This window comes from Brevundimonas olei (assembly GCF_037055245.1).
Classification (GTDB): Bacteria; Pseudomonadota; Alphaproteobacteria; order Caulobacterales; family Caulobacteraceae; genus Brevundimonas; species Brevundimonas olei.
Window position 1 is genome coordinate 1,554,136 of sequence record NZ_CP146369.1, and the last position, 13,114, is coordinate 1,567,249.

The window sequence follows — 13,114 nt, forward strand, 5'->3', positions numbered from 1 at the left end:
TGCATTTTTCGTTGTGCGACGGCTTAGCCGCGCTGGGCCAGCGGCACGTAGTCGCGCTCGGTCGGGCCCGTGTACAGCTGACGCGGACGGCCGATCTTCTGCGACGGATCGGCCATCATTTCCTGCCACTGAGCGATCCAGCCCACGGTGCGCGCCAGGGCGAACAGCACGGTGAACATGGTGGTCGGGAAGCCCATGGCCGACAGGGTGATGCCCGAATAGAAGTCGACGTTCGGGAACAGCTTGCGCGAGGTGAAATACTCGTCCTGCAGGGCGACGGCCTCCAGTTCCTTGGCGACCTGGAACAGCGGGTCGTTCTCGCGGCCCGTGGCGGCCAGCACTTCATAGGCCGACTGCTGCATGACCTTGGCGCGCGGGTCGTAGTTCTTGTACACGCGGTGGCCGAAGCCCATCAGCTTGTACTTGCGCGCCTTCACGCCCTCGATGAACTCGGGGATGCGGTCCGGGGTGCCGATTTCCTTCAGCATGTTCAGCGCCTCTTCGTTGGCGCCGCCGTGCGACGGGCCCCACAGACAGGCGATGCCGGCGGCGATACAGGCGAACGGATTGGCGCCCGACGAACCGGCCAGGCGGACGGTCGAGGTCGAGGCGTTCTGTTCGTGATCGGCGTGCAGGATGAAGATGCGGTCCATGGCGCGCACCAGGGCCGGGTCGACCTGATAGTCCTCGGCCGGGACGGCGAAGCACATGCGCAGGAAGTTCTCGGCGTACGACAGGTCGTTGCGCGGCGAGATGAAGGGCTGGCCGATGTGGTACTTGTAGGCGCGGGCCGCGATCGTCGGCATCTTGGCGATCAGACGGATGGCCGAGATGTTGCGCTGGACCGGGTCATGGATGTCCAGGCTGTCGTGATAGAAGGCCGACAGGGCACCGACGGTGCCGACCATGATCGCCATCGGATGAGCGTCGCGACGGAAGCCCTCGAAGAAGCGGTCGAACTGGGCGTGCAGCATGGTGTGGCGCGTGACGCACTGCTCGAACTCTTCGAATTCGGCGGCGTTCGGCAGTTCGCCGTGCAGCAGCAGGTGGCAGACTTCCAGGAAGTTGGACTTGGAGGCCAGTTGGTCGATGGGGTAGCCGCGGTGCAGCAGCACGCCTTCATCGCCGTCGATGTAGGTCAGACCCGATTCGCAGGCCGCCGTGGAGGTGAAGCCGGGATCGAAGGTGAAGGCGCCGGTTCCGCCGTACAGCTTGCGAATGTCGATGACGTCCGGGCCGGTCGAGCCGGAAAGGACGGGGAGCTCAACAGTCTTGTCCTGGTAGGACAGGGTCGCCGAGCCGGCGGGTTTCGCTTGTTCAGTCATCTAGGCCCCTTGTTCTTCCTTGGACCGGCGCGCGGGGAGGCGGGCGGCCTGAGTTGGTTATGGGTGATCACTTAGTCTGTTGCAGCGCATCATCCAAGCGCCCGAGGCTTTCGTCGCGTCCGAGCGCGCAAAGCGTGCGGGCGATATCGGGCGACGCCGAGCCAGCCGTCAAGGCAGCGCGCATGGAAGGGCCGATTTTTCCGAAGCCTACGCCTTCCTCCTCGGCGAAAGCCTTAAGTTCCGCCTCCAAGGCGAAGACATCCCAGCTCTGGAAAAGTCCCAGTCGTTCACGCAGTCGTGAGATTCGCAGCCCGGTTTCGCCCTGCAGCAAAGCCGCCGATTTCTCGTTAAACGGGAGCGGACGCGCCTGCAACACGAATGCCGTTTGGTCGGCGAGTTCCGGTATGGTTTTGGCGCGATCCTTGATGAAGGGCATGGCCCGCAGCAGCCGTTCCTCGTCATCCGGCTGCAGCGCGCGGCCGCGCGCCAGATGGGCGTCAAGCGTCAGCTTGGCCAGACGGTCGTCGTCGGCCAGGCGCAGCCAGTGGGCGTTGACGTGGGCCAGTTTGTCGAAGTCCAGGCGGGCGGGCGCCTTGTTGACGCCGGTCAGGTCGAACCAGGCCAGGGCCTGCTCGTCGCTGAACAGCTCGTCGTCGCCGTGGGCCCAGCCCAGTCGGGCCAGATAGTTGCGCATGGCCTCGGGCAGATAGCCCATGTCGGCGTACTCATGCACCGCCTGGGCGCCGTGGCGCTTGGACAGCTTGGCGCCGTCCGGGCCGTGGATCAGGGGGATGTGGGCGAAGGTCGGCCGCGTCCAGCCCAGGGCGTCGTAGATCAGGCTCTGGCGGGCGGCGTTGTTCAGATGATCGTCGCCGCGGATAACATGGGTCACGCCCATGTCGTGGTCGTCCACCACCACGGCCAGATTGTAGGTCGGCGCTCCGTCCGAGCGGAGGATGACCAGATCGTCCAGCGATGCGGACTCCCAGCGCACGGTTTCCTGCACCGCATCGTCGACCACGACAGCCTGATCCAGCGGGCGGCGGAAGCGCACGGTGTGCGGCTTGGCCAGATCGTCGACGCTCGGTTCGCGGTCGCGCCAGGGCGAGACGAAGTCGCGGCCCTCGGCCTTGGCCTGGTCCCTCAAGGCCGTGGTCTCGTCGGCGGTCAGGAAGTCACGATAGGCGTGGCCGGTCGCCAGCAGTTCATTGATCACCTCGCGGTGACGGTCGGCGCGCGCGAATTGAAAGACGGGCTCCTCGTCGCCGAACAGCTCCAGCCAGGACAGGCCGTCGAAGATCGCCTTCACCGCCTCGTCCGTCGAACGCTCGCGATCGGTGTCCTCGATGCGGATCAGGAATTTGCCGCCGCGTCCCTTGGCGTACAGCCAATTGAATAACGCGGTTCTCGCCCCGCCGATATGCAGGTAGCCTGTGGGCGAGGGGGCGAAGCGGGTGACGACGGTCGAGGAAGGGGAGGTCATAGAGGCAGGGTCCATAGGGCAGGGTCTTATACGCCCGCCCGTGGGGAAGCGAACCCTTATGGCCCGCTTAATTGACAGCCTGGGCGACGATGCGCGGTCCCAGGCGGATCGCTGGCCGCTGTGGTCATCCGTCTGCTTCGGGGCGGGATGCGGCTGCTACTTCATCCTGAAAGAGGAACCAGCGACGTGGCCGCTGACGGCGGCGGGTCTGGCGCTGTTGGGCCTCTGGCTTGTCGGTCGGGCGCGGGGGTTGCCGCGTGCTGCGACACTAAGCCTGCTTATGCTGGCCTGTTTCAGCGGCGGCCTGGCGGTGGCCAAGCTAAGGGTCGAGGCGGTGGCGGCTCCCATCGCACCAGCGGACCTGGCGCCGACCCAGATTGAAGGGTGGGTGATGGACGTGGATTCGCCGGGCCAGAACGGCGCTCGCATCGTCGTGGCGCCGGTGCGGGTGCGCGGTCTGACGCCCGAGGCGACGCCCGAGCGGTTGCGCGTGACGGTGAAAGGCGCGCCGCCGCCGCCCGGCGCGGCCATCCGCGTCTTCGGCATCCTGAATCCGCCGCCGCCGCCCGCCAGTCCCGGCGCCTATGACTTTGGCCGCAACGCCTATTTCCAGGGCATGGGTGGGACGCTGTTCGCTCTGGGGCCGACGCGGCCCGCCGCTCTGGCGCCGCCGCCGTGGCGGGTGCGGATGGAGATGAAGGTTAACGCCGTGCGCTACGCCCTGGCCGAGCGGATCGTGGCGCGTCTGGGCGAACGCACGGGCGGGGTGGCGGCGGCCATGACGACGGGGCACGAGACCTGGATCCAGAGCCCCGACCTGGACGCCATGCGGGATTCGGGACTGGCGCACATCCTGTCGATCTCGGGTCTGCACATGGCGGTCGTCGGGGGCTTCGTCTTCTTCACCGTGCGCCTGCTGGTCGCAGCCTGGCCGTGGCTGGCGCTGCGCGTGTCGGGCAAGAAGGTCGCGGCGATCGCGGGCCTGATCGCGGTGGGGACCTATCTGGTCATTTCCGGCGCCCCGCCACCGGCCGAGCGGGCGGCGGTCACGGCCTCCATCGCCTTCCTGGCCATACTGGCGGATCGGCAGGCTGTGACGATGCGGGCGCTGGCGGCGGCGGCCTTCGTGGTCCTGTTGCTGCGGCCGGAAGCCGTGGTGACGCCGGGGTTCCAGATGTCGTTCGCGGCGACGGCGGCCCTGGTCGCCCTTGTCGAGGTCTGGCCGCGTCGTATCCGCGAGTTCGCCGCGCCCTGGCCTATCGTCATGGTGCAGAGGTTCGGCAGCTGGCTGCTGGCCGCCTGCGCCGCCAGTCTGGTGGCGGGCATGGCGACCGGGCCGTTCGCCATGCAGCATTTCAATCGGACGGCCGTCTATGGGCTGATCGCCAACCTGGCGACGGCGCCGCTGGCGGACTTCATCATGATGCCCGCCCTGGCGCTGGGGGCGGCGCTCGAGCCTTTGGGCCTCGGCGCGCCCTTTCTGTGGCTCGCGGGGAAGTCTGTGGACGCCATGCTGGCCATCGGCCACTGGGCGGCGAGCCTGCCCGGCGCGGTTCAGGCGATCCCCAGCGCTCCGGCGGCGGCCCTGCCGGTCGCCTTCCTGGGCATACTGTTCATGTGCCTGTGGCGCGGACGATGGCGATGGGTGGGCCTGCCGTTCGCGGCGGCGGTGCTGATCTGGCCGCGCCCCGCGCCGCCGGACGTGTGGATCGGCGACGGCGGGGCGAACGCGGCGTATCGGCAGGGGGAGCAGGCGGTCGTGATGCGGCCTGCCGTGCGTCAGTTCGCCAGCGACCTGTGGTCCCGGCGGCGAGGGCTGGAAGCGGTCGGGCGGCCGGGTGAAGGCTGGACTTGCAAGCGGTCCTTCTGCACGCCGGAAGAGCGGGAGGGCGCGCTGGCCCTGTGGTGGGGCAAGGCGGCGCCGGGCGCAGGGCAGATGGATCAGATGTGCCGCAGCGCCGAGGTGATCAGCGTGCGGGCCGTGGTCGCGGCCTTGCCGCCGTCATGCGAGGGGCGGCTGGTGCTGGACGGCGCCGATCATGCGCGCGGCGGCTCGGTGGAGTTGTGGCGGGATGAGGCGGGCGGCTGGCGCGCCCTATGGGCGGCGGAGGTGCGGGGACGGCGGCCGTGGAGCGGAGGCGGGACGGATTAGGCGTTGACCCTCAACCCCGCTCATCCCGGCGGACGCCGGGATGAGCGGAAGTGGGATCAGTGATACCGGCGCAGCAGACCGACCAGCTTGCCCTGGACCTCGACCTGGTCGGGGCCGAAGATGCGGGTCTCATAGGCGCTGTTGGCGGGCTCCAGGGCGATGGACTGGCCCTTCTTGCGCAGGCGCTTCAGCGTGGCTTCCTCGCCCTCAACCAGGGCCACGACGATCTCGCCCGAGGAGGCGTTCTCCACCCGTTTGATGATGACTGTGTCGCCGTCGAGGATGCCGGCCTCGATCATGGAGTCGCCTTCGATCTCGAGCAGGTAATGCTCTCCGGCGCCCAGCATGGATTCAGGGACGGGCAGGCGCTCGCGCTCATGCTGGATGGCGGCGATCGGGGTGCCGGCGGCGATCTTGCCCAGCAGGGGCAGATCGCGCACGTCGTTGGCGGCTTCCGCGACAACCTGGCGCGGGTTCAGGCCGCCGCCCTGGATCACGTCGGGCCTGAACGGGGCCCGCCCCTTGGCCGGCGCAGCGGCCGTCGCCTGTTCCGGCAGCTTGACCACCTCCAGCGCGCGGGCGCGGTGGGCCAGACGGCGGATGAAGCCGCGTTCCTCCAGCGCCGTGATCAGGCGGTGGATGCCGGACTTGGACGCCAGGTCCAGCGCCTCCTTCATCTCGTCGAAGGACGGCGAAACGCCCGTCTCCCGGATGCGCTCATGAATGAACATCAGGAGTTCGTGCTGTTTCTTTGTGAGCATGGCGGCGAATCCAGAACAAGGCGTGAACCGTTCGTGATGTTCTGTAAGTGTTCTGGTTAAAAGTCAACTAACGCCACGCTGGCCCCCGCGCCCGTCGCCGGACGGACGCGGGGAGGCTCTTACTGCGCCGTCGTGGTCGGGGCGCCGTCCTTGTACCGCTCGAACCACTCGATGATGGCGTTCATGCGGGCCGCGTTCTGGGACGGGCGGACGGCCAGGCTGTGGCCGACGCCGGGGATCTTCACCAAGGCCGTGGGCACGCCGCGCAGCTGCAGGGCGGTGTAGTACTGCTCCGACTCGCTGACCGGGGTGCGATAGTCCTCGTCGCCAACGACGACCATGGTCGGGGTCTTCACGTTGCCGACCAGCGACAGCGGCGACCGGCGCCAGTAGGCCTCCGGGTTCTCCCACGGAAATTCGCCGAACCAGTAGCGGGCGAAGAAGGCGGGGTTGTCGCCCGTCAGCACGAAGCTGGCCCAGTCGATGACGGGCTTCTGGACCACGGCGGCCTTGAAGCGGTCGGTCTTGCCGACGATCCAGCTGGTCAGCACGCCGCCGCCCGAGCCGCCGGTGACGAACAGGCGGTTCGGATCGGCGACGCCCTGCGCGATGACGGCGTCGACGCTGCTGATCAGGTCGTCATAGTCGTTCGACGGGTAGTTGTGGTGGATCAGGTTGGCGAACTCGTCCCCATAGGAGGTCGAGCCGCGCGGATTGACCGACAGGACGGCATAGCCCGCTGCGGCGAACAGCTGGTTGTCGGTGGCGAAATGAGGGCCATAGGCGGCGAACGGGCCGCCGTGGATTTCCAGCACCAGGGGATAGCGCTGACCCTCGACATAGTCGGCCGGCAGCGTCAGCCAGCTTTCGACCGCGCGCTGATCGTGGGAGGAGGCGACTTGGACGCGACGCACCTGGCCCAGGCGGCGAGCGCCCAGGAAATCGGCGTTCAGCCGGGTCAGCTGGGTGCTGCGGCCGCCCTTCAGGATGTGGACGTCGGCCGGGCGGCTTGAATCGCCGCGCGTATAGGCGATGGCTCCGTCGTCGGCCACGGTGAAGCCGCCGCCGGTGTAGGGACGGCCGAAGTCGTCGCCGGTCAGATCTTCGATCAGGGTGGTGATCGCGCCGTCCAGCGACACGCGGGCGACCTTGGTGCGGCCCTGGTCGTCATAGGCGACATAGACCGAGCGGCCGTCGCGGCTCCACACCGGCGACTGGACCGAACGGTCGAGATCCCCGGTCAGGACGCGGCGGTTAGAGCCGTCGGCGTCCATCACATGAAGGCGGGTGTTGTGATAGCCCATCCGCTTGTCGTCGTAGCCGAGGTAGGCGATGCGACGACCGTCGGGCGATGCGACGGGCGAATTGTCCGGCCCCGCGCGGTCGGTAAGGGCCGTCAGACCTCCCGTCTGCACGTCCACGGCGTAGACTTCACTGTCGGCGGACTCGCGTTGCCAGTCGGCCCGGCGGTTGGCGCTGAGGTAGATGGTGCGGGAATCGGCCGACCAGGACAGGCCGCCGCCGTGATTGAAGTCGCCATGGGTCAGCTGGCGCCCGCCGCCGCCCTGGGAGCCGACGACGAAGACGTGGCGGAAGCCGGGCTTCAGATAGCCCTGACCGTCGGCGCGATAGGTGACGGTGTCGATGATCTCCAGCGGCGGAGCCCACTGGGCGCCTTCCGGCTTGACCAGCGGCGAGCCGATCTTGGGCTTTTCGCCGGGAACCAGGACGGAATAGGCCAATTGCTCGCCGTTGGGCGACCAGCTGACGCTGGACGGGGTGTTCGGCAGGTTGGTGACGCGGACCGATTCTCCCGACGCCATCCAGCGCACGAACAACTGCGGCGCGCCGCCCTCGGCGCTGGAGATGTAGGACAGGCGCGTGCCGTCCGGCGACCAGCGCGGCTGACGGTGCGAGCCGGCCGAGGCGATCAGCGGCGCGTGGCGGCCGGTCTTCACGTCGATCAGCCAGATGGTCGGGCGCATCCGGTCGGTCATGATGTCGGCCGTCTGGCGAACATAGGCGATCTGCGCGCCGTCCGGACTGATCTGGGCGTCGGAGGCGACCTCCATGCCGAACAGGTCCTGGGCGGAGAAGAGACCGCGGTCGACGGCGGGCAGGGCGGGCGCGGCGACCGATGGCTCGGCGGTCTGGGCCATCGCCGGCGCATGGGCGCTCAGGATTAGGGCGCAGGCCGCCCAGGCGAACTTGTTCATATGAAACCCCCTCTGGTTCGGGGGGATCATAGAAAGGCGAGAGGGCTCGGCAAGATAGGGAAAGGGCCGCCGGAACGAATCCGGCGGCCCTTTTGTGTTCGTGTTCCGAAGAAAAATCAGAACTTGAAGCTGGCCCGCAGCAGCAGGGTGTAGCGGACGTAGTCTTCCAGCAGTTCGGCGTCGCCGGTGATCGACAGCAGCCCCAGGTCGTTGCCGACGTTCAGGCGGAAGCCCAGGATCGGACCGCCGCCCTCGATGCTGGCGGGGTCCAGGGTGAAGGCGTCGCCGCCCGAAGCCAGGCGGGCGATGGTGGTGCCGGCGTCGACCGAGAAGTTCTGACGCCAGCCCAGGCGAACCTCGGGGCGAATCCAGCCGTCCTTGCCGAAGCCGTAGCCGATGTTCACGGCCGCCACGCCCGAGAAGATGTGGCCGTCGCGCTCATCGATATCGAGGTCGAAGCCGTCGCCGCCGCCCTGTTCGGTGCGGGCGTCCTCGCTCAGCGAGAAATATTCGACATAGGCCTCGGGGCGGATGTTCAGGCGCCCGAAGTGGCGCTCGTACGAAGCGCCGCCGGCGGCGGCCAGGGTGAAGCCGTGCCAGCTGGATTCGTTCTTCAGGTTGACGCCCTCGGCGACCAGCTTGCGCGTGGCGTTGAAGGAGGCGTAGCCGCCGGCGGCGCGCGCCCAGGTCGTCCAGTATTGGCCTTGGGCCCGCCAGTAGAGGCCCAGCTCCAGCAGGCTGGCCGACAGCACTTCCTCGGCCGCCGATTCCGGGTCTTCCAGATCCGACGAGGTGAAGGCGGCCGTCAGGCCGAAGGCGCCCATGTTGGTGCCGCGTTCGACGCCGCCGGCCAGGCCGAAGCCTTCGGAACGGAAGCCGTAGGTGTCGGTCTTGTCCTTGTCGGCGTAGAAGTTGATCTCCTGCACCCAGGCGCTGGTCTCGCCCGGCGCCGCGGCGGCGTTGCGGCCGGTCAGGGCGCGGGTCACGGCGTCGACGCCGCTGGCCAGCGACAGCAGCGGGCCGCCCGAGTGGTCGGGCAACAACTGCTGATAGATGTGGAAGAAGCCGTCGCGGTCCGTCTGGTTCAGCATGGCCGCGCGGATCAGCTCATTGTCGGCCAGGCCGGCGTAGAGCACGTCATAGGCGGCGGCCTCGGCCTTGATCATGCCGGCCTCTTCCGCCGTGCGGCGACGGGCGTCGACCGTCAGCTTTCCGGCGGCTTCATCGACGTTGGCGTTGACCACGAAGGCGTAGGGCGAGTTGGACTGCAGCACGTCTTGGTCGATGGCGCCGACGTTCAGGTCGCCCGCCTCGATGATGGTGAAGGACGTCGGGTCCTGAATCAGGGAGTTGAAGCGGACGCCCAGGCCCGCCCCGTCGGCCAGGTCGGCGCTGCCGCTGACCTTGAAGCCGCCGTTGGCGTCGTTGGCCGGGTCCAGGGTCACGATCAGGTTGCCGTCGGCGCCGACGTTCAGGTCGCTGACCTGAAGCTGGCCCGTATGGCGCGCATCCAGCGTGCCCTTGGAGATGTCGATGTCCAGCTGGCCGTCGCCATTGGACAGCTTGCCGGTCACCACGGCGCCGCCGCTGATGGCCAGGCGGTCGGCGCCGGTTCCGAAGGAGATGTCTCCGTTCACCGTGCCGTTGCGGATGTCCAGCACATCGGCGCCCGAGCCCAGACGGATGTCGCCGCGGATCGCGGGTTCATTGGCGTCAGGCACCCCGTCGCCGTCGGCGTCCGGCAGCTTGTGATCGGGAACGACCACGCCGTCCTGGACCAGGGTGACGCCTGTGCTGTTGGCGCTGACGTCCACGGCGATGGCCGAGCCGGTCTGGGCCACATCCTTTTCGGGGCTGATGGCGGCCACGATCTTGCCGGTGTTGTTGATCGTGGTCAGCGTGCCGGATTCATCGCGCAGGGCGACGGCGTCGCCCTTGGAGCCGTTGACCCCTGCCGTCACCGAGCCGGAGTTGACGAAGGAGGCGACATTGGCGCCCTGGTTGATCAGCACGCCGGCGGCGACGTTGGCTTCCGAGCCGGCGGAGACGCTTTGAATCGCCCCCGAGTTGACGATGCTCGGCGCCGTGGCGCCCGCGCCGATTAGGACCCCCGTGCTGTCGCCCGTGTTCGCCGAAGAGGTGATCGTGCCCTGGTTGCGCAGCCCGCCGGCCAGGGTGACCGACTGGCCCGTGCCGCCGATCTGGACAGCGGTGGCGTCGACGTCCTTGTAGACGCCGGCCGCCTCGATGGAGCCCCGGTTGATCAGACCATAGGCGTCGTCTCCGGTTCCCACCGGGCCCAGGTTGATGGCCTTGTCGGCTGAGCCGACCAGCACCGCCGGCGCGCCGCCGAACGAACGGATGGCGGCGGTCGTCTCCTGGGCGTCGGGAATACCGTCCTTGTCGCGGTCGGTGTCTTTCTTCTCTTCCTCAGTCGCGTCGTCAGGCAGGGGCGGGGGAGGGCCATCAAAGACCACGCCGCCGGTGACGTCGCCCGCGATGCGGACGGCCGGGCCGCCCTGCAGCAGATCGTCGTCGTCGAGATTTTCGAGATAGGTCGCGCCCTCGCGCGGCTCGCCCGTCGTCGGCTTGCTGGGCGGCGGGGTGGTGTAGCGATAGCCGGTCGTATTGACCGCGCCCTGAATCTTGACCGCGCCGTCGACCGCGCCGTCGATAGCGACCCCGGTCGCGTTCTCGCCGATGGCGCTGACGCTGCCCAGAATAGTGACGTCGCCGGTGATGTCGCCGGTCGTGTGGATGCCGTAGGTGTCGTTGCCGACGACGCTGACCTGACCCTGGCTGAAGAGGTCGCCGGTCAACGGGGCCTCGACCGTCAGGCCCGAGGAATTATTGCCCTCGACCTTGATCGAACCGGACGATTCGATGCGGATGTCGCCGACCAGCGGAGCCGAGCCCGTGACGCGGACGCCATGACGGTTCGTTCCGTCGGCGAACGGACCGTCCAGGTCGCCGTCCTTGTCCTCGTCCTTATATTCCTCGATCGAGTCGGTGATGTTGATCGCGCCGCCGATGGTGACGTCGCCGGTGTTGCCGCCGTTGACCAGGATGCCCGTGGCGCCGTCGGCCGCCTTGAGCATGTCGATCTTGGATCCGGAATCCAGTTTCACGTCATTGCTGGAATCCAGCGTCACGGCGGCGCCTGACGTCACGGCGATCGAACCGCCGCTGGCCAGCCGCACGTCGTCGCGCGCGCCGTTGTTGGCGGTCGAAGTGCTGACAGGCGTCGTCCGCGCGTTCGAAATGACCTGTTCGGCCTGAGCGCCGGACGCGACCAGCAGGGGGGCGATCGCAACGGCGCTCGCGAGCAGAATACGCATTCGTAAGAAACCCCTCGTGGTCGCACGCGCAAGGATTGAAGGCGCCCCTCCTAACAGGGTCCACGCCCGCACGCCCCAAGTTTCTCGAATTTGAGGCGAATGCAAGGCCCGGCCTATGCAGATGAAGCTGAACGGCGGATGAAAAGCGGCAGCGTGCGACCGGATTGCGACGCCCTCTTGAGCGTAGCGGTTCCAGGCGCTACGGGCCGAAAGTCGCGGTGAAGATCAGCCGTGTCCGTCGCATCCAAAGCCGGAGCTTTAGCGTTAGCGTGAAGAACGACAGGCACAGGATCCATCGCATGAGCGCGAACCATATCGACGTCCAGGAAAGCGAACTGAGGCTGTTTCCCGGCCTGGACGAAGAGGTGGCCGACACCTTGCGAGCCACGAAGACCGCAGCCGCTGATTCCCGGCCGCGCCTCGTCGACACCACCATGTTGTTCGCGCCGCGCTCCGGCGGGGTGAAACGCTATCTCCTGTCGAAGAAGGCCTGGCTGGAGGGGCATCGGCCCGAGGTGGCGCACAACCTGGTCGTGCCGGGGGCGGGATACAGGATGGAGCCCGACGGCGTGGTCCGTCTTCACGCGCCCAAGCTGCCGTTCGGCGACGGCTATCGCTGGCCCAGTTCGGTGCGGCGCTGGGGCGCCTGGGTGTCGTCGCTCAATCCCTCGCTGATCGAGGCGGGCGATCCCTATACGCCTGGCCAGGGCGCGCTGGAGGCCGGCCAGAGGGTCGGCTGCCCGGTCGTCGGCTTCTGCCACTCGGACCCGGCGGCCCTGGCGGCCCTGCATTTCGGGGAGTGGGCCAAGAAGCCGGTCGAAAAGCGGTGGGCCAGGCTGTTCTCCCAATTCGACCGCGTGGTCTCGCCCAGCCGTTTTATCGCGCAGCGCCTGGAAGAGGCGGGCGTGGGCGGCATTGTGATTCGTCCGCTGGGCGTCGAGGTGGACACCTTCCATCCCGACCGCCGCGATCGCGACTGGCTGTTGAAGAAGCTGGGCCTGGGCGCCGACGCCCGTTTGCTGTGTTTCGCCGGGCGTCCGGCCAAGGAGAAGAACGTCGGCGTCCTGATCGACGCGGTGCAGCGTCTGGGCGCGCCTTATCATCTGGTGCTGGTCGGCGCGGGGGCGGGGATGCCGCCCGAGGACCGGGTCATCTCCTTGCCTTACGAGAAGGATCCGCGCGCGGTGGCCCGCATCATCGCCAGCTGCGACGCCTTCGTGCACGCCAACGACAAGGAGCCGTTCGGCCTGATCGTGCTGGAGGCCATGGCCTGCGGCCGGGCCGTGGTGGGCGTCAACTCGGGCGGCGTGGCCGAGACGGTGGACGAGAGCGTCGGTCAGTTGGCCGTTTCCGCCGACCCGGTCGACTACGCGGCGGCCATTGAGGCCCTGTTCGCGCGCGACGTGGAGGCCCTGGGGGCGGCGGCGCGGGTCAAGGCGGTCGAGCAGTTCGCCTGGAACCGCGTGTTCGAGGATCTGACCATGCTTTATGGCGAACTGACCGGGAAGGCCGAGTTCGTCACGCCGCGAGAGATGTTGCCGATCAACTAGGCGCCCGCCGCTGTCGCCCTCGGGCTCGTCCCGAGGGCCTGCGACAGGTCATGGCCAAGCAGGCGCGCGAAAGCTGCGCCTGGGTCGATCTCGATTGTCAGAAGAAAAGGGAAGGGCGGTGCGCCACTCCCTCAGAACCCTGAGAGGAGTGGCGCGAGTGACGGGGCTCGAACCCGCGACCTCCGGCGTGACAGGCCGGCACTCTAACCAACTGAGCTACACCCGCGTTCCCATCCGAAGCGACTGTGCGCCCCGGCGAGGGGCGTCGTTTAGGCGGGGCCGCGTCGCA

Annotated in this window: 7 protein-coding genes and 1 tRNA gene; 2 read left to right on the plus strand and 6 right to left on the minus strand. The window is 68.1% G+C overall.

The genetic code is table 11. The features are described from left to right. Positions 1–23 precede the first annotated feature (23 nt). Both gltA and gltX read right to left on the minus strand, forming a co-directional pair. Positions 24–1,325: a citrate synthase gene (gene gltA, locus V8J38_RS07405; protein WP_291774456.1), complete on the minus strand. Its 1,302-nt coding sequence runs from the start codon at positions 1,323–1,325 to the stop codon at positions 24–26. Positions 1,326–1,392: 67 nt separating this feature from the next. Beyond that, positions 1,393–2,808 (minus strand): glutamate--tRNA ligase, encoded by a 1,416-nt coding sequence (gene gltX, locus V8J38_RS07410; RefSeq protein ID WP_338578497.1) that lies wholly within the window; start codon positions 2,806–2,808, stop codon positions 1,393–1,395. 58 nt (positions 2,809–2,866) lie between these two features. Here gltX and V8J38_RS07415 point away from each other — a divergent pair, with 58 nt between their 5' ends. Next, a complete protein-coding gene (locus V8J38_RS07415; RefSeq protein ID WP_338578498.1) occupies positions 2,867–4,960 on the plus strand; it encodes a ComEC/Rec2 family competence protein in 2,094 nt (697 codons plus the stop codon). A 56-nt stretch (positions 4,961–5,016) separates the two neighbouring features. On the opposite strand, the gene lexA is transcribed toward V8J38_RS07415, so the two are convergent. The 3 genes from lexA to V8J38_RS07430 all read right to left on the minus strand — a co-directional run bounded on the left by lexA (position 5,017) and on the right by V8J38_RS07430 (position 11,275). Further along, positions 5,017–5,721 (minus strand): transcriptional repressor LexA, encoded by a 705-nt coding sequence (gene lexA, locus V8J38_RS07420; RefSeq protein WP_291774468.1) that lies wholly within the window; start codon positions 5,719–5,721, stop codon positions 5,017–5,019. Between the two features lie 119 nt (positions 5,722–5,840). After that, entirely contained in the window at positions 5,841–7,937 is a 2,097-nt protein-coding gene (locus tag V8J38_RS07425) for a S9 family peptidase (protein ID WP_338578499.1), read from the minus strand. Positions 7,938–8,053: 116 nt separating this feature from the next. After that, entirely contained in the window at positions 8,054–11,275 is a 3,222-nt protein-coding gene (locus tag V8J38_RS07430) for an autotransporter outer membrane beta-barrel domain-containing protein (RefSeq protein WP_338578500.1), read from the minus strand. A 299-nt stretch (positions 11,276–11,574) separates the two neighbouring features. On the opposite strand from V8J38_RS07430, the gene V8J38_RS07435 reads away from it, so the two are divergent. Continuing rightward, positions 11,575–12,825 carry a glycosyltransferase gene (locus V8J38_RS07435; protein WP_291774477.1) on the plus strand — a complete coding sequence of 417 codons (1,251 nt, stop codon included), beginning with the start codon at positions 11,575–11,577 and terminating at the stop codon, positions 12,823–12,825. A 149-nt stretch (positions 12,826–12,974) separates the two neighbouring features. Here V8J38_RS07435 and V8J38_RS07440 read toward each other — a convergent pair. Beyond that, positions 12,975–13,051, minus strand: a tRNA-Asp gene (locus V8J38_RS07440). Between the last annotated feature and the right edge of the window lie 63 nt (positions 13,052–13,114).